This is a genomic window from Novosphingobium rhizosphaerae (genome assembly GCF_050920675.1).
In the GTDB taxonomy this organism is placed as follows: Bacteria; Pseudomonadota; Alphaproteobacteria; order Sphingomonadales; family Sphingomonadaceae; genus Novosphingobium; species Novosphingobium rhizosphaerae.
Genome location: NZ_CP137862.1, coordinates 531,256 through 548,201 on the forward strand (window position 1 = coordinate 531,256; position 16,946 = coordinate 548,201).

Here is a 16,946-nt window from a genome sequence, read left to right on the forward strand (position 1 = left end):
TGCGGCTCAGGCCGGCGGCGCAGCGGGATCGAGCGCGCGGTAACGGAACGCGCGGAACACGGCCTGGCCCTTGCCGGCGGCGAACAGCGCGGGGCGCAGGCTCAACAGATTGTCCATCGTGTTGGCATTATAGCCGGCCACATATGTGCGCACCGCGTGGCGTGTCCAGGTGCGGCCATCGAGGCTGTAGTGGAAAGTCACCACCTGGTCCGCGCTGGTGATGCGCAACTGCATGCGCCGTGCAGGCGGGGCGGGTTCCTGCCAATAGGCCGCCTTGCCGCCGCGATAGGTGATCATGCGCTTGCCATCCAGGCCCATGCCCAGGAAGAGGCGGTCATCGAAGAACAGCAGCAACCCGCCTTGCACCTCGCCCACCAGTTCCACATCCACGGTGATTTCGAATGCGCGATCGCCCACTTGCTGCGTCAGCACCGTGCCATCGTGCGGGCCGCTGCCCTTGGCCTGGAGTGCCAGGCTCTTGTCGGCAATCCGCACCCGCGCGCTGTCAGATGGCGCACTGGCATAGAGTGTCCATAGCCGGCCGAGCGCCTCATGCTGGAAATCGTCGGAATGCGCCATGCCGTGGGGCACTGCCGTGCCGGCAGGCTTGGGCAGGGGCCGCGACAGATCGCCACCGGTGGCGCGAAACCAGCCATCGTCGGTCCACGCGATGGGTTCGAGCAGCGTCTGCCGGCCCAGCGTCTGATAGCCGTTTTCATAGGCGTGATAGACCATGTACCATTGCCCGCCCGGCCCTTCCACGCAGGTGGCATGGCCGCGCGACCACCAAAGGTCTGCGTCGGAACGGGCGCGCACGATCGGATTGTGCGGGCAATTTTCCCACGGACCGTTGACCGAGCGCGCGCGCGCCACAGCCACCATATGGCCGGTGGCCGGGCCGCTGGTGCCGCCCACCGCATTGACCAGATAGAACCAGGGCCCGCGGCGGAACAGCTTGGGTCCCTCGGGAGACCACGCCTCGGTGATCCAGTCCTCGGGATAGTGCCAGGCTTCGTAGGCCTTTTCGACCGGGCCGGCCGTGGCCAGGCCATCGGCGGACAGGCGCACGCGCTTGCCTTCGTTGAAGAACAGGTAGCGTTGCCCATCTTCGCCCACCACGTGGCCGGGATCGATCAGGTCCTGCACGCCCAGGTCGATCGGTTCGCTCCACGGACCCTCCATCGATGGCGCATGGATCACGTAGATATTGGCAAAGCCACGCAACGGCGGCGACCACGGCGCCTTCATGAAGGGGATATAGATGAAATAGCGATCGCCGTGCTTGGCGATGTCGACCGCAAAGACCGTGCCCAGTGGCTTGGCCAGCGCCGGCCCCAGCGGGCGCCAGTTCACCAGGTCGCGCGAATGCCAGATCAGCAGGCCGGGCGCCCCATCGAACGAGGAATGCGTCATGTAGTAGTCGTCGCCGTCCTTGAGGACCGAAGGATCGGGATAGTCACCCGAGAGAATCGGGTTGAGATAGAAGCCGTTGCCCAGATCCGCCTTGCGCTGGCCTTCGATTCCGCGCGGCCAGACAGTGGCACCGGTCGCGCCAGGGATCGCGGCGTCGGCAGCCTGGCTGCGGCCGCCAGGGGCCGCCATGGCCCGCGTGCCCTGGGTGCCACAGGCCGCGGCGGCACTGGCAAGCGCGATCTTGATCGCGGCACGGCGGGATTCCATCAAAGCCTCTCCTAATTAGAACTTATACTCTACTTTAGACGCGAGGTGCGCCGCTTGGCAAGCGCGCAGACGCGCCAGCGCCAAAGCCGGCGGGGCGCGTGGTTCGTCACCCTGTTGCAACATTGCTGCCGTAATCTCTGCGCTTTGCGTGAGGGTGTGGCGATGCATTGCCTGGTGGTGGAAGACGATCCGGTGATTGCGGCCCATGTGCTCGACGGGTTGCGTGGTGCCGGGCGATCGGCCGACCATGCGGCCACCGGGCAGGCGGCGCTCGATTGCATGGCGCGGGCCCGCTATGATGCGGTGGTGCTCGATCGCATGCTGCCCGATCTGGGCGGGCTCGAGGTGTTGCGCGCGCTGAACACACTGGGCGCGGCGGGCGAAGCGCGGCCCCCAGTGCTGGTGTTGAGCGCGCTGGGTTCGCTGGCCGACCGGATCGAGGGGCTGGAAGCAGGCGGCGACGATTACCTGGCCAAGCCCTTTGCCATGGAAGAACTGCTTGCCCGGCTCAACGCCATCACCCGCCGCCGCCCGGTCCAACCCGAAGGCGCGGGCCTGGCGGTAGGGCGCCTGGTGCTTGATCCCTCGCGCCACTGCGCGGGGTTCGATGGGCGGCAGGCGCTGCTCAATCGCAAGCTCTATTCGCTTCTGGCGCACATGATGCGCCACGCCGACAAAGTGGTGACGCGCGACATGCTGCTAGAGCATGTCTGGGGCTATGCCTTTGCCCCCACGACCAACATCGTGGAAAGCAACATGAGCCGGCTGCGCACGCGGTTGCTGGAACTGGGTATCGACCCGATCGAAACGCAGCGCGGCCATGGCTATGTGCTGCGCAGCGGCCTGTGTGCCTGAAGCCGCGCACGTGAAGGGCCGCCTTTTCCCCTCTGCCATGGCGCGACTGGGCATTGCGCGCCTCGGTATCGGGCGCCTGGCGATCCAGTTCGGCACGCTATTTGCGCTGGCCATGCTGGCAATGGGCCTGGTGGTCTTCCTGGTGGCGCAACAGCGTATTTCCCGCCGCATCGACGACGCGCTGGAATATCACAGCGCCAAGTATCTGGCGGCCGAGCACGGACAGGTGGCCAGCAGTGCCGTGGTGGCCGGTCGGATCGAGGCGTGGCAACGACAAAAGGCCTTGAGCGAGCGCACTTATATCCTGTTCGCCCCCGATGGCCGTTTGATGGCCGGGCGCCTGCGCATTCCGCCACCGCCGCAAGGCTTTTCGCAAGTCCGCTATGTCAGCCGCGCGCATGTGGTGCACAAGGGACGGGCGCTCGCAACGCGCCTGCCCGACGGCGCGCTGTTCGCCGTGGTGCAGCACAGCGAAGCGGCCGAAAGCCTGCAAGCCATGCTGCCCTGGATGGTGCTGGCGATCTTTGCCTGCGCGCTTTTGGCGGGGCTGGCGGTGACCACGCTGTTCGCCCGGCAGACCGCATTGCGCCTGGCCGAGACGCAGGCCGCCGCCGACGCGATTGCCCGAGGCGATCTTTCCCGGCGCATTGCCACCGACCGGCTGGACGGCATGTTTGCCGAGCAGGCGGCCAGCCTCAACCGCATGCTCGATCGCATGGCGGAGCTGGTCAATGCGCAGCGCCAGTTTTCCAGCGCGCTGGCGCACGACTTGCGCACGCCGCTGGCCCGGCTGCGCGGGTTGCTCGCCGCTGCCCGGCCCGGTGACGAGGCGCAAAGCGATGGCCTGATCGAGCGGGCCGAGCGCGAATGCGGCTCGGTCATCGCCATTTTCGATGCCTTGCTGCGGCTGGCAGAGCTGGAATCCGGCCGCCATCCCACGGCGGTTGCGCCGCTGGACTTGGGGCATCTGGTGGCCGATGTGGCCGAAACGATGGAGCCCGTGCTGGCCGATCATGGCGGCACCTTGCGGCTTACCCGCCTGGACGATGCCGTGGTGCGGGCCGATGCCGGCCTAGTCAACCAGTTGCTGGTCAACCTGCTGGAAAACGTGGCCACGCACACGCCGCCGGGCACCACCGCCACCCTGCGGGTGGAGCGCGCGGACACCGGCGCCGTGGTGATCCTGGCCGACGACGGACCGGGCCTGGGGGCGACCGATCGCAGCCGCGTGGTGCGCCCGTTCGAACGCGGGGCGGAAAGCGCCGGGCGGCGCGGCAGCGGCCTTGGCCTGTCGATCGCCCAGGCAATCCTGCGCTTTCACGGCGGCACTCTGGCGCTGGCCGACAATGCGCCGGGGCTGGAAGTGCGGATGACCTTCCCCGGTTGAAAGGCCGCAACGGGTTCCAACATTCTCAATTTGCAATGTTGCCGGGAATCGCGGCTGGGCCCCCGGGCTTGTCGCACAACTGTCATGCCCGCTGCCTAGCGGGACGGCAGGCGCAAGGGGATGGCCCCGGCGCCAATGGGGTTTCACACGATGCGAATGTTCCGGTCCGCGGCCGCGCTGGCGGCTGCCTGCCTGGCCGTGCCCGCCACCTATGCAGCCGATGCGCCCGATCCGGCGCCGCGCTGGCTTTCGGCACAGGTCTTTGCGCCCACCCACGCCTTTGCCCCGCCGCCCGCACCCGGTTCGGTGGAGGAGCGGCTCGATCTCGATCGCCTGCGCGCGCTGATTGCCGCCACGCCGCCGGCGCGGCGCGAACAGGCCGATTGGGACGGCAAGCACGAAGAACCGGCGATCTTCGACCAGGCGCTGGGCCAGGACCTGGCCAAGCTGCCCATACCATGGCGCTGTTGACGCTGGTGCAGGATGAAGTGGAACGCGTGGTCGCGCAGGCCAAGCATCATTTCCGCCGCGCGCGGCCGTTCATGGTCGATCCTGCCTTGCCCCACTGCGGCAAGGGTGAAAACGCGCTGAAAGCCTATCCCAGCGGGCACGCGGCGTTCGCCTGGGCCACGGCCTGGACGCTGGCGCAATTGACCCCGGACCATGCCGCCGCGGTGATGGCCCGCGCGCAGGATTATGGCCTGAGCCGCGAGATCTGCGGCGTCCACTATGCCAGCGACGTGGAAGCCAGCCACGGCATGGCCACCGCCGCTGCCCAAGCCCTGCTTACCGATCCGCGCCTGGCCGCCATGGTCGCTGCCGCACGCGCTGAATGGCCCCGGCCGTAAACCCTTTCCCCGCGTCCCAAGAGGAAACATCATGACCAAGCAACCCTTCCGCGCCGCGTTGCTCGCCGCGTCCAGCCTGCTGGCGACGACCGCCCATGCCGCCGATGCTGCGGCTGCCAACGCCTCTGCCGATCCGCAATCGACCACCGCCAACCAGGCCGGCCAGGCCAACGACGCGCAGTCGCTGACCTCGTCCGACATCCTCGTGATCGGCAGCCGCGCCGCCGAAGTGGCCCCGATCGCCGCCTCGCTCACCACCACGCAGCCCCAGGCCGCGGTGAGCCGCGAATTCATCGACAACGCCAACGCCGCGTCCGATTTCAACCAGTTGATCGCGATCACGCCCAGCGTTTCGATTTCGGGCAACAACAACGGCACCGGCTTTACCGAAAGCAAGGCCACGATCCGCGGCTTCCAGGATGGCGATTACAACGTCACCTATGACTCGATCCCCTTTGCCGACACCAACAACCCCACGCACCATTCCACCGCGTTCTTCCCCACCACCACGATCGAGACCGTGGTGGTCGATCGTGGGCCGGGCAACGCCAGCCAGCTGGGCCAGGCAACCTATGGCGGCAACATCAACCTGTATTCCCGCGCCGCCAAGGACGAGATGGGCGGCCAGGTCCAGGGGCTGCTGGGCAACTGGAACACCTTCATCGGCCGCGCCGAATTCCAGAGCGGCAAGATCGACAAGCTGGGCGGCGCCAAGTTCGTGCTGGCCGGGCAGTTCCTGCGCTCCGACGGGGCACTGACCAATTCGCGGTCAATTCCAAGAACCTGTTTGCCAAGGCGGTGATCCCCATCGGCAGCGCGCATACGCTGACGCTGCTGAGCACGTGGAACCGCAACTTCTATTACCAGTCGGATTCGCAGAAGGGCGCCACTTGCGGCACCGGGGGCACGGCGCTGGCCGCCGGCACGCAGCTGACGGCCGACAACTGCACGGCCGCCTCGCAGATCGGAACCTATGGCCTGAACTATGGCCTGGGCAGCGATCCGACCAAGCAGGACTACTGGAAGTACAACCGCACCGACAAGACCACGGACTTTTCGTATATCCGCCTGCAGAGCAAGCTGGCGCGGGCCTGTCGATGGACAACCGCGCCTATATGTATGGCTATACCAACAACACGCTTTCGGGCACGACCGGCACGGTGGTGACCGCTTTACCGGCGCGGGCACGACGGCTTCGCCCTACAAGGCGGTAAGCGCGCCGGCCGATGTGCTGGGCTACTACAAGCTCAACAAGTATCGCGTGCTGGGCTATATCGGCCAGCTCAACTACGATTTCTCGCTCGGGAAGATCCGCGTGGGCGGCTGGTATGAATATGCCGATACCGATCGCGCCCGGCTCGATCTGGACCGCACCACCGGGCTGCTTCCTACAACGAAAAGTTTGCGCGGTGACCGCAACGGCCACGCTGCCCAGCGTGGCGCTCGCCAACGTCAACTACTGCAATATTCGAAGTGGAACCAGTACAGCTCTTTGCCGAGTTCGAGTTCCACCCGATCGAAGCGCTGGCGATTACGCCGGGCGTGAAATACGTGCATTTCAACCGCGCGATCAGTGGCCCGGTCAACCAGAAGAGCCGCACCCCGATCGACACCGAGGCGACCTGGACCAAGACGCTGCCGTTTGCCACGATCAACTGGCAGGCGACGAGCAACTGGCGTTCTACGGCCAATATGCCCAGGGCATGTACGTCCCGACCTGTCCAGCTTCTACACCAGCAGCGGCACGGCCAACGACCAGGCGGTGCAGCAGCAGAACCTTTCAAAGCTGCAACCGCAGACCTCCACCAACTATCAGGTGGCACGGTGTGGCACGGCAGCCATGTGTCGGTGGACGTCGATGGCTATATCATCGACGTGAACAACAAGATCGCCAGCGACACGTCGACCGGGGCGCCGGCCAATGCCTTGGTCAACATTGGCCAGGTCCGCTACAAGGGCGTGGAAGGGCAAGTGAGCCTGATGCCGTTGCGGGGCTGACACTGTTTGCCAACGCATCCTACAACTATGCCCATTCGGTGACGACCGCGCGCAGATTGCCAACGCACCGTTCTCCACCGCTGCGGTGGGCGCGTTCTACAACCGCAATGGCACGCGGGTTTCGTTCAACCAGAAGTTTACCGGCCGCAATACGCCACCGATGCCACGGTCGGCGCCACCGGCCCGCGCAGCTACCGCATGGCACCTACAGCGTGGGCGAATTCGCGATCAGCCAGATGATCGCCGAACGCTTCCGCATCGGGGCGACCGTCTCCAACGTGTTCAACAGCCGCGCGATCACGTCGATCTCCAACGGCAAGACCTATGGCGTGGATGACCAGTTCCAATTCCTGGCACCGCGCTCTTTCATGGTTGACGCACGCATCACGTTCTGATGCGATGCGCATGGCAGGGGGCCGTTTCGAGGGATGAAGGGACGCATCGCGGGGTGGCCCCTGCACACAACATTGCACAATGCTCACTTTCCTTGCGCCCCGGCGCGGGTTACCCCGCAAGGCAGGGGGGAATGCAGTGAGCCGCTTTTTCTGGCGCAGGATGGCAATGGCCAGCGGCTTTGCGCGCAGGCTGCCTGTGTGCTGACAGCCTGCGCGCCGGTGCCGCCCGTACCGGCCGATCTGCCCGCGCGCAGCCAGGCCCGGGTGGCAGCCTCGCTTGACCTGGCCGCCGTGCGGCGCATTGCCGTGGCGGTTGCGCCGGCGCACCGACCGCGTCCGACGGGCTCGATCGCCTGTCGTTGTTCGCAGCGATTCTGGCGCAAGACCCGCGCGTGGCGCAGGCGCGGGCGGCCGTGGCCTCTGCCAAGGCAGACGCGCGTGCCGCGCGCAAGGTGGCAGCGCCCACATTCACGCTGTCGAGCGAATATGCCAACGATCCGTCACCTCTTCGCCTGGTTGCTGGGCGCTGGTGCCAATCTGCCACTCGATTTCGGCGGTCGGAAAGGGGCGCGACTGGCCAAGGCGGACCTCGCGATAGTGATGGCGCGGCAGGACCTGGCCGAAACCGTGTGGGCCGAACGCGTGGCGCTGCATCGCGGGCTGATCGATGCCATGGCCGGGGCCGAACAGGCGCGCCTGGGCACCATCATCGTGGCCCTGCGCGACCGGCAGTTCGCCGTTCTGGAAAACCGGGCGCGGCAAGGGGAAATCGCCTCGCTCGATCTCTATCCCTATCGGGCCGCGCGCGCCGCTGCCGCCCGCGCCCTGGCCGATGCCCAGGCGCGCGCGCAAGGTGGACGCGCGGCGGTGGCGGGCATCTTGGGCGTGCCGGTGCAGGCGCTGGCCGGCCAGGCGCTGATCTGGCCTGATTTCACCAGTCCCATGGCCGCTGTGCCCGATCTGCCGGCGGGCGAGCGGGCGCGATCGATTGCCGCACGCGCCGATGTGCTGCGCGCGCTGGCCGCCTATGACCAGGCCGAAGCCGATCTGCGCGCCCAGGTGGCACAGCGCATGCCGGCCTTGAGCCTGGGGCCGGGTTATACCTGGGAGCGTGGCTTGGTGAAGCTGCCCTTTGCGCTCAACCTTTCGTTGCCGGCCTGGGATGGCAACCGCGCCGGGATCGCCGCGGCAGAAGCGCACCGCGCGCAAGCGGGCGCGACGCTGGAATCGACACTGGCCAACGCGCAAGCCGCGATCGAAACCGCCCAGACCGAGCGCGCTGCGGCCCTGGCCGCGCTGGCCCGGGTGAGGGCCGAGGAACTGCCCGCCACCACGCGTGCCGCGACCAAGGCCGATATACAGTTGAAGCAAGGCGCGATCGGCATGGCCGATTGGGCCGCCGCCCAGATCGCCGCCGCCGAAGCGCAACTGGCGCAAGTCGATGCCCTGGTGCGCGTGCGCAGCGCCGATCTTGCCCTGGAAGATGCGCTGCGGCGCCGTTGGATGGACCCGAAACCGTGATCGACCCTGCATTGGTGCAACCATGGCTCTAGGCCGCTGGACCGCGTGTGCTGCGCTTCTGCTGGCGGGGGGCGCCGTGGGCGCGTTGGTTCACGCTGGCCTGGCCGGCCATGCCACGCCCGACGCCGATGAAGCCGCGGCGCAAGCCACGCCCGCGACCAGCGACGCGACTGGCTTGCTGGTCGATCCCGCCACCCAAACGCGCGCCGGGATCGCCACGGCGCAACTTGTGGCCACTGCCCAAGCGCAAGGGGAAACCGGCTATGCCCGCGCGCTCGATGCCGGGCCGCTGGCGGCGATCGGCGCGGAAATCGAAAGTGCGCGCGCGGCGGCCGATGCTTCGGCCAGCGAAGCCGCGCGCCTGGCCGCGCTGGCCGGGGCAGATGCCGGCGCCGCGCAACGCGAAGTGGAAAGCGCGCGGGCCCAGGCCCGCGCCGATGCCGCCCGGCGCGATCTGGCCTGCCAGCGCGTGACCTTCGAATTTGGCGCGGGATTGGCCCACTTGGGCTGCGCCGCAGTGGAAAGCCTGGCCCGGCGCGCGGCGGCGGGACAAGTGGCGATCCTGCGGCTCGACTTTCCGGGCGGCGCGCCACAGGTCGGCGCTGCCGTGCAAGTGGACCTCACGCCCGGTAGCGCGCAAGTGCGCGTACTGGGGCCGGCGGCGGCGGGCGACACGCAGTTGCAAAGTGGCGGCGCGCTGGCGCTGCTGACCGGGCCGCAGGCCGCGCGAGTGGGTGTCGGGCGCATCCTGGCCGCCAGCACCGCGCAAGCCGGGCCGGTGCGCGCCGGCGTCATGGTGCCGCGCAGCGCCATCGTGCGCGCCGATGCCGGGCTTTTCGTGTGGCGGGCGGGCGCGCAAAACCGTTTTGAACGCGTGCCATTGGAAGATGGCAAAGCCGGGCCGCAGGGCTGGTTCGTGCCATCGGGCAAGCTGCAGCCGGGCGATCGCGTGGTGGCTTCCGGCGCGGGTACGCTGCTGGGCCTTGACCATGCCGCTCCTGCGCCGGCCACCGGGGACGAGTGATGCTGTCCGCGCTGGTCCGGCAATCGTTGCGCCACCCCTGGCTCGTGCTGCTGGGCGCGGTGGTGCTGCTGGCCCTGGGCGTGCAGACCCTGCGCACCACGGCCTATGACGTGTTTCCCGAATTCGTGCCGCCACAGGCCAGCGTGCAGACCGAGGCACCGGGCCTTTCCCCGCAACAGGTGGAAATGCTCGTCACCCGCCCGCTGGAGGCGGTGATCAACGGTGCCAATGGCGTGGAAACGGTGCGCTCGCAATCGATCCAGGGCCTGTCGGTGATCGACATCACGTTCCGCGAGGGCAACGATGCCTATCGCGCGCGCCAGCAGGTGTCCGAAGCGCTGGCCGATGCCATTCCGCGCCTGCCCCCTGGCGTCGATACCCCACGCCTGACGCCGCTGGTGTCTTCGACCATGGACCTGCTCAAGATCGGGCTGGTGTCCACGCGGCTTTCGCCGATGCAGTTGCGCGATCTGGCCGAATGGACGATCCGCCCGCGGCTCCTGTCGGTGCCGGGCGTGGCGCGCGCCAATGTGTTTGGCGGAGAGCAGCGCCGCATCGAAGTGCGCGCCGACCCTGCCCGCCTGCTGGCGCGCGGATTGACGTTTGCCGATCTGGGCCAGGCGGTGAGCGCAGCGGTCAATGTCAATGGCGGCGGCTTTGCCGATACGCCCAACCAGCGCATCCTGGTCGATCCCGGCCCCAGCGCAACCAGTGCCGCACAGATCGCGGCTGCCGTGCTGGCCACCGGGCCGGGCGGCACGGTGCGCATTGGCGACGTGGCGCAAGTGGCCGATGGCGCCGCGCCGCCGGTGGGCGATGCGCTGATCATGGGCAAGCCCGGCGTGCTGATGACGTTGTCGAGCCAGTATGGCGCCAACACGCTCGACACCACGCGCGCGCTGGAGCGCACGCTCGATGACCTCGCCCCGGCGCTGCGCGCCCAAGGGGTGACGCTCTACCCCGCGCTGCACCGCCCGGCCAATTTCGTGGAAGTCGCGTTGACCGGCATCGGCCGCGACCTGGCCATCGGCGCGGCCATGGTGCTGGTGGTGCTGCTCGTGTTCCTGCGCGATCTGCGCGTGGTGGGCATTGCCTTCGTGTCGATCCCGCTTTCGCTGCTGGCGGCACTGATCGTGCTGGATCGCACCGGGCAGACGATCAACACGATGACGCTGGGTGGCCTTGCCGTGGCGTTGGGCGTGGTGATCGACGATGCGATCGTCGATATCGAGAACATCGTGCGCCGCCTGCGCGGGGTGACGGACGAAGCCGATCGCCGCGCGATCATCGCCGCCGCCTCGATCGAAGTGCGCGCCCCGGTGGTCCACGCCACGTTCGTGCTGGCGCTGACGATGCTGCCGGTGATCCTGCTTACCGGGCTGCAGGGCGCGTTCTTTGCCCCGCTCGGCCTTTCGTTCCTGCTGGCAACGCTCGCCTCGCTGGTAGTAGCGTTGTCGGTGACGCCGGCCCTGGCGCTGATGCTGTTGCGCGGGCGCACGCCGGTGGAAGAGCCGGCCCTGCTGGAACGCTTCAAGGATTGGCATGCCGGATTGATGCGGCGGCTGTGCGCGCGGCCGGGCCTGGCGGCCGGGGCCATCGGCGTGCTCGGCGCGCTGGCGCTGGCCGGCACCCTGTCGTTCGGCAGCGAACTGCTGCCCACCTTTCGCGAGCGGCATTACGTGCTGCAAGTATCCGGGCCGCCGGGTGCCTCGCTCGAATGGATGCGCGCGTCAGGCATGCAACTGTCGCGCCGGCTCATGGCCATTCCCGAAGTCTTGAGCGTGGAAGAACAGATGGGCCGGGCGGAGGCAGGCGAAGACACCTGGCCGCCGAGCCAGGGCGAGTTTCACTTGCGCCTCAAATCGGTGGGCGGCCGCGGCGAGGATGCGGCGCTCGCGGAAATCCGCAGCGCATTGGCAGCAACACCGGCCTTGCAGGGGGAAGTGACCACATTCCTGGGCGACCGCATCAGCGAGAGCCTGTCGGGCGAAACCGCCGCGATTGCGGTGAGCGTGCAAGGCGCCGATCTCGACACGCTCGATCGCACCGGCCTGGCCATTGCGGCGGCGCTGCGGGCAACGCCGGGCGCCACCGACGTGACGATGAAAGCCGCGCCGGGCACGCCGATGCTGGGCGTTACGCTCGATCCCGCGCGCATGGCGCTGCACGGCGTGACCGCAGCCGATGCCGGGGATGCCATCCGCGCCACCTTTGCCGGGCAGACGGTGGGGCAGGTGGTCCTGGCCGATCGTGCGATCGACGTGGCGGTGACTTTGCCGCCCGAACTGCGCCGCGATCCCGAGGCGCTGGGCGATACCCTGGTGCGCGCCTCGGCCGGTGGCGCAGCGGGCGGGGCGGTGCGCCTGGCCGATATCGCCACGATCTCTCCGGGCGAAGCGCGCGCGCTGATCGCGCATGAAGGCGGGCTGCGCCGGCAGATCGTGACCGCCAATGTGGTGCCCGGCCACGCCGTGGCCGATGTGGTGCACGATGCCCAAGCGCGCATCGGCCAGGACGTGCGCCTGCCGCCGGGCGTTTTCCTGTCATGGGCAGGCACGGCCGAAGGCGCAGCCGCAGCGCAACGCCAGTTGCTCGCCCATGTCGTGCTGGCGGGCGTTGCCATGGTGGCGCTGTTGGTCCTGGCTTTTGGCGGGGTGCGCCCTGCCTTGCTGATCCTGGCGGGCATGCCGCCGGCCATGGCGGGCGGGGTCCTGGCCGTGGCATTGACCGGTGGCGTGGTTTCGCTGGGCGCGCTCGTCGGGTTCATCGCGCTGTTCGGCATTTCCGCGCGCAACGCGATCCTGCTGGTCGCCCATGTCGATCAACTGGTGCTGGGGGAAGGGCGGCCCTGGACGCTGGAAACCCTGCTCGAAGCCACGCGGGAACGCGTGACGCCGATCCTGCTGACCGCGCTGGTCACCGCCTTCGCGCTTTTGCCGGTGGCGATCGAAACCGGGCAGTCAGGGCGCGAAATCCAGGGCCCGATGGCGGTTGTCATCCTGGGCGGGCTGGCCTCGTCCTTGCTCCTGACCCTGCTGTTGCTGCCGGCACTGATCTGGCGTTGGCGCTTTGCCGGGCGCAAGACAGCAGCATAGGGTACTGGCGGCCGCCAATCTCGCTGCCACCGCGATGGTAACGATTACATAAATTGTCGATAATCTCGCACCTCTCGTCGCAGGCTTGCCGGCGGCGTGGCCTGGGATGCGGGCCACGAAACACCCTCCGCGTCTATGGTATGGGCGAGAATCAGCATCCGGCGTGGCGCTCGCCGGGCCATTCTCGCTTCACTCGCACAAATCGTTGAATTGGCGTGCTTTTGCTGCATAGCCGGCGCTCGTGCGCGTGGGCCATGCAACCCTAATGAAAACGATGCTCATTTTTTGTCGGCATTATTACATATATAATTCAACGCTTTATATATTCCCTCCAGTCACTGCACTTGAACACCGCTTGCAATCGCGCGCGAATCAGACATTCTAGTGAAAACGAAACGCATTTCGGGTCAGGGCCCGACCATAAGGGGGGTTAGATGTTGCATACTCGCGCGCTCTTCACCGTCAGCACGCTGGCACTTGGCCTGGCGGCGCAAACCGCTTTCGCACAGGAAACCGCGCCGCCTGCCGTCGCTGCGGCCGATGCGCAAGCCCCGGCGCCCGGCGCGGCCGGACTGGGTGAAATCGTCGTCACTGCCGAAAAGCGCCCCTCCGTGGCGCAGAACACGCCGATCGCCATGACGGTGGCCACCGGCGCGGATCTTGCCAGGAACGGGGTCAGCGATGTCAACGGCCTCGCCAACGTGGCGCCCACCGTCAATATCGCCCAGAACAACGCCAACACGATGATCACCATTCGCGGGGTTTCGAGCCGCGACTATTCGGAAACGGGCGATCCGGCCGTTGCCGTCAGCATCGACAACTTCTACCTCCAGCGCGCCTTTGCGCTCAACGCCGCGTTGTTCGACGTGGAGCGCGTGGAAGTGCTGCGCGGCCCGCAGGGCACGCTCTATGGTCGCAACGCCACGGCCGGCGCGGTCAACATCCAGTCGGTCAAGCCCGGCGACAAATTCAGCCTCAACGCGGCAGGCGAAATCGGCAATTATGGCACGCTCAACCTGGAAGCGGGCATGACCGTTCCGCTGACCGACACGCTGAGCGTGCGCGTGGCCGGCACCCGGCAGACCCGTGACGGCTATCGCACCAATCCCGGCTATCGCGGCGGCGATGACAACGATACCAGCGGCGCGCGCCTGCACGTGCTGTGGAAGCCCACGCCGCGCCTGTCGATCCTGGTCACCGGCGAGTATGTGGACGTCGGCGGCGTAGGCGCCGTGATCAAGGGCGTGCCCTATTCCGGCCTCAACAGCGACGGCACGTTGACGATCGGATCGGCCAAGACCTGGAACGTCAACCACCAGGGCTATACCGATATCACCGCCAAGGCCGTGCGCACGGCGATTTCCTATGACCTCGATTTTGCCACGCTCAGCTTCTTTGGCGGCTATCAGCAGTCGGTGCTGCATCGCGACAACGACCAGGATGGCGGCACCAGCTACAACTATGGCTTCCAGCAGAACGAGAACGTCAAGGACCAGAACTACGAACTGCGCCTGAGTTCCAACAACGCCCACGGCCTGACCTGGCAACTGGGTGCCTATGCGTTCAAGGAAACCGACGCGCTCAACACCTATTTCCAGGTCCACGGGTTGAGCCCCGATCCGTTCAACTTCTACACGTTCGATTACAACGTCGGTTCGCGGTCCAAGGCTGCCTTTGCCCAGGTCGGCTATGACCTGACCGATAGTCTCAAGGCCGAGGCCGGCATCCGCTATACCCAGGATGACAAGTACCAGCGCGGCTACAACATCATCGCCGGGACCTATTCCGATCTCGACAACGTCTATTCGGGCAACCAGGTGACCTGGCATTTCGGCCTGAATTACAAGATCAGCCCCGGCCACCTGCTCTATGCCAAGGTCGACAAGGGTTATAAGGCCGGCGGCTATACCACCACCAATTCCTTTGGCCCGGAAAAGATCATCGCTTATGAAGTGGGCAGCAAGAACCGCTTCCTGGGCAATGCCCTGCAGGTCAACCTGACCGGCTTCTACTATGACTATTCGGGGCTTCAGGCCCAGGTGGAAGACCCCGATACGGCCTTGGTCTATACGCTCAACGCCGGCAAGGCGCATGTCTATGGCGGGGAAGCGGAAGTGGTCTGGCTGGCCACGCCCGGCACCAAGATCGATCTGAACGCGGCCTATCTGCATGCCCGCTATGTCGATTTCTGCACGATCACCACCGATCCCTGTCCGGCGGCCAACGATCTGGCCGGCAACACGCTGCCCCAGGCGCCGAAGTGGACTTTGGCCGGCGGCATCCAGCAGGACATCCACCTGCCGGGCGGCACGCTGACCCCGCGTGTGCAGACGCGCTATGTCACGCGCACCTATTTCACGGTCTACAACACCGCGGCCGAGCGCCAGGACCCCTATTTCAAGACCGACGCGCAACTGACCTGGACGCCGGACAACGGCCCCTACACGATCACCGCCTATGTGCGGAACATCGAGAACAACACGATCCTGACATCGGTTGGCGAAGCCAGCTATGCCGGGGGCTATCTGGTCCAGTTCGCTGCGCCGCGCACTTACGGCGCGCGGATCGCCTACAAGTTCTGATCCCTTGCGCGCGGGGCAGGCCGCCTTTGGCCCGGCCCGCGCGCCTTGCCTGCCCGCACACACCCGGTTGCACCTGGCGACGCCATCGCGCGCACGGGGCGCGACACCGTGCGCGCCGGGCGCATTGCTGGCGGAGTGTGGCATGACTGGTGAAGTGCTTTGCGGGGACCGCGCGATCGCCGACGATCTCGTCGCGTTGAGCGAGGCATTGGTGGGCGGCCGGGTGCGTGCGGTCGATGCCGTGGAAGCTGCACTCGCCCGGGCTCGGGCCGTGCCGGGCCTCAATGCCGTGGTCGAGCTCGATGAAGCCGGCGCGCTGGCGCAAGCCCATGCCTGCGACCGCGAACACGCCCAAGGCCATGTGCGCGGGCCGCTGCATGGCCTGCCCCTGGCCCACAAGGACATGTTTTATCGTGCCGGCGCCCTGACCGAGGCGGGATCGCGCATCTGGCGCGGCCACCGGCCCGACCACACCAGCCCGCTGGTGGCGCGACTGGAAAAGGCCGGCGCCATCACCATCGGCCGGCTGCACATGGCCGAATTCGCGTTGGGGCCCACCGGGCACAACGCGCACCTCGGGCGGTGTGGCAACCCGTGGCATGGTCCGGCGATTTCGGGCGGATCGTCGTCGGGTTCGGGCGCGGCGGTCGGCGCACGCATCGTGACGGGCGCCCTGGGATCGGACACCGGTGGATCGATCCGCCTGCCCGCCGGCATTTGCGGGGTGGCGGGGCTCAAGCCGACCAACGGCCTGTTGCCCGCCGCCGGCATGATGCCGCTGTCGCACACGCTCGACACCGCCGGGCCGATCGCCACGTCCAGCCGCGCGCTGGCACGATTGCTCACCGTGCTGGCCGCCAACGGCACCGATTACGAAGCCGCGCTGGGCTGCGGCACGAACGATCTCAGTGGCCTTACCATCGGGCTGCCCGATCGCCATTTCCTGCAAGACCTTGCCCCGCAAGTGGCTGCGGCGCTCGATGCTGCGGCCGGGGTGCTGGCAGGCGCGGGGGCGCGTGTACGCACCGTCACCATGCCCGACCAGGCCAGCCATGCGCGCATCGCCGCCGAAATCTGGGCACCGGAGGCCGCGCGCGTCCACCAGCGTACGCTGGCCGCGCGGCCCGACGATTATGGCGAGCAAGTGCGCAACCGGTTGCTGGACGGAGCCCGCGTCGATGCCGACACTTATGCTGCCGCGCTGCTGGCACGCGATGCGGCGCGGGCGGCCATGCTGGGCGGACCGTTGGCCGAGGCCGATCTCCTGCTCACGCCGCTGATGCGCAAGCCGGTGCCGCTGGCCGCGACGGTCGAGGCAGCCGCCGGGCCCGCGATGCAGGCGATGATTGCCGAAATATCCGCCCTGACCCGGCCGATTTCCATGCTCGGCTTTCCCGCGCTGGCCACGCCGATGGGGTTCGATGCGCGTGGCCTGCCCCTGGCGCTGCAACTGATCGGTGCGCCCCTGGCCGAAGCCACCTTGCTGCGCGCGGGCGATGCGCACGAGCGCGCAACCGGCTTCCTGGCGCGACGCCCCGATCTCTCTCCTTTTGCCTAAACC

At 67.5% G+C, this 16,946-nt stretch carries 15 protein-coding genes; 14 read left to right on the forward strand and 1 reads right to left on the reverse strand.

Translation table 11 applies throughout. From position 1 onward, the window contains the following. Positions 1-6 precede the first annotated feature (6 nt). On the reverse strand, positions 7-1,680 hold the full coding sequence (locus tag R9J51_RS22160; RefSeq protein ID WP_179562996.1) for a family 43 glycosylhydrolase: 1,674 nt from the start codon (positions 1,678-1,680) through the stop codon (positions 7-9). A 162-nt stretch (positions 1,681-1,842) separates the two neighbouring features. On the opposite strand from R9J51_RS22160, the gene R9J51_RS22165 reads away from it, so the two are divergent. From R9J51_RS22165 to R9J51_RS22230, 14 genes are all read left to right on the forward strand, one after another. Continuing rightward, complete coding sequence (locus R9J51_RS22165) at positions 1,843-2,535, forward strand: response regulator transcription factor (RefSeq protein ID WP_179562994.1); 693 nt, start codon at positions 1,843-1,845, stop codon at positions 2,533-2,535. Positions 2,536-2,545: 10 nt separating this feature from the next. Then, complete coding sequence (locus R9J51_RS22170) at positions 2,546-3,922, forward strand: ATP-binding protein (protein WP_432788028.1); 1,377 nt, start codon at positions 2,546-2,548, stop codon at positions 3,920-3,922. Between the two features lie 156 nt (positions 3,923-4,078). Next, positions 4,079-4,393: a hypothetical protein gene (locus tag R9J51_RS22175; RefSeq protein WP_432788029.1), complete on the forward strand. Its 315-nt coding sequence runs from the start codon at positions 4,079-4,081 to the stop codon at positions 4,391-4,393. After that, positions 4,381-4,770 (forward strand): phosphatase PAP2 family protein, encoded by a 390-nt coding sequence (locus R9J51_RS22180; RefSeq protein WP_432788030.1) that lies wholly within the window; start codon positions 4,381-4,383, stop codon positions 4,768-4,770. Before R9J51_RS22175 ends, R9J51_RS22180 begins: the two co-directional genes overlap by 13 nt. Before the next feature lie 31 nt (positions 4,771-4,801). Next, entirely contained in the window at positions 4,802-5,572 is a 771-nt protein-coding gene (locus R9J51_RS22185) for a TonB-dependent receptor plug domain-containing protein (protein WP_432788031.1), read from the forward strand. Then, positions 5,569-5,937 carry a hypothetical protein gene (locus R9J51_RS22190; RefSeq protein WP_432788032.1) on the forward strand — a complete coding sequence of 123 codons (369 nt, stop codon included), beginning with the start codon at positions 5,569-5,571 and terminating at the stop codon, positions 5,935-5,937. The genes R9J51_RS22185 and R9J51_RS22190 overlap by 4 nt, the downstream gene beginning before the upstream one ends. A gap of 61 nt (positions 5,938-5,998) precedes the next feature. Next, entirely contained in the window at positions 5,999-6,316 is a 318-nt protein-coding gene (locus tag R9J51_RS22195) for a hypothetical protein (protein ID WP_432788033.1), read from the forward strand. Beyond that, positions 6,244-6,768, forward strand: coding sequence for a TonB-dependent receptor domain-containing protein (locus tag R9J51_RS22200; RefSeq protein WP_432788034.1), 525 nt, complete (start codon positions 6,244-6,246; stop codon positions 6,766-6,768). The genes R9J51_RS22195 and R9J51_RS22200 overlap by 73 nt, the downstream gene beginning before the upstream one ends. A 212-nt stretch (positions 6,769-6,980) precedes the next feature. After that, a complete protein-coding gene (locus R9J51_RS22205) occupies positions 6,981-7,163 on the forward strand; it encodes a hypothetical protein (RefSeq protein ID WP_432788035.1) in 183 nt (60 codons plus the stop codon). Positions 7,164-7,649: 486 nt separating this feature from the next. Continuing rightward, the gene (locus R9J51_RS22210; protein ID WP_432788036.1) at positions 7,650-8,684 is read left to right on the forward strand and encodes a TolC family protein; all 1,035 of its coding nucleotides are present in this window, start codon (positions 7,650-7,652) and stop codon (positions 8,682-8,684) included. 76 nt (positions 8,685-8,760) lie between these two features. Then, on the forward strand, positions 8,761-9,708 hold the full coding sequence (locus R9J51_RS22215; RefSeq protein WP_432788037.1) for a hypothetical protein: 948 nt from the start codon (positions 8,761-8,763) through the stop codon (positions 9,706-9,708). After that, a complete protein-coding gene (locus R9J51_RS22220; protein ID WP_179563123.1) occupies positions 9,708-12,803 on the forward strand; it encodes an efflux RND transporter permease subunit in 3,096 nt (1,031 codons plus the stop codon). Before R9J51_RS22215 ends, R9J51_RS22220 begins: the two co-directional genes overlap by 1 nt. Before the next feature lie 434 nt (positions 12,804-13,237). Next, positions 13,238-15,385: a TonB-dependent receptor gene (locus R9J51_RS22225; RefSeq protein WP_179562986.1), complete on the forward strand. Its 2,148-nt coding sequence runs from the start codon at positions 13,238-13,240 to the stop codon at positions 15,383-15,385. Between the two features lie 142 nt (positions 15,386-15,527). Then, positions 15,528-16,943, forward strand: coding sequence for an amidase (locus tag R9J51_RS22230; protein WP_179562984.1), 1,416 nt, complete (start codon positions 15,528-15,530; stop codon positions 16,941-16,943). The last annotated feature ends 3 nt before the right edge of the window (positions 16,944-16,946 follow it).

Coding starts and splice junctions, on each gene's coding strand:
- R9J51_RS22180 (WP_432788030.1), top strand. CDS start 4,381: ATGGCGCTGTTGACGCTGGTGCAGGATGAAGTGGAACGCGTGGTCGCG.
- R9J51_RS22220 (WP_179563123.1), top strand. CDS start 9,708: ATGCTGTCCGCGCTGGTCCGGCAATCGTTGCGCCACCCCTGGCTCGTG.
- R9J51_RS22185 (WP_432788031.1), top strand. CDS start 4,802: ATGACCAAGCAACCCTTCCGCGCCGCGTTGCTCGCCGCGTCCAGCCTG.
- R9J51_RS22225 (WP_179562986.1), top strand. CDS start 13,238: ATGTTGCATACTCGCGCGCTCTTCACCGTCAGCACGCTGGCACTTGGC.
- R9J51_RS22160 (WP_179562996.1), bottom strand. CDS start 1,680: ATGGAATCCCGCCGTGCCGCGATCAAGATCGCGCTTGCCAGTGCCGCC.
- R9J51_RS22210 (WP_432788036.1), top strand. CDS start 7,650: ATGCCAACGATCCGTCACCTCTTCGCCTGGTTGCTGGGCGCTGGTGCC.
- R9J51_RS22230 (WP_179562984.1), top strand. CDS start 15,528: ATGACTGGTGAAGTGCTTTGCGGGGACCGCGCGATCGCCGACGATCTC.
- R9J51_RS22165 (WP_179562994.1), top strand. CDS start 1,843: ATGCATTGCCTGGTGGTGGAAGACGATCCGGTGATTGCGGCCCATGTG.
- R9J51_RS22175 (WP_432788029.1), top strand. CDS start 4,079: ATGTTCCGGTCCGCGGCCGCGCTGGCGGCTGCCTGCCTGGCCGTGCCC.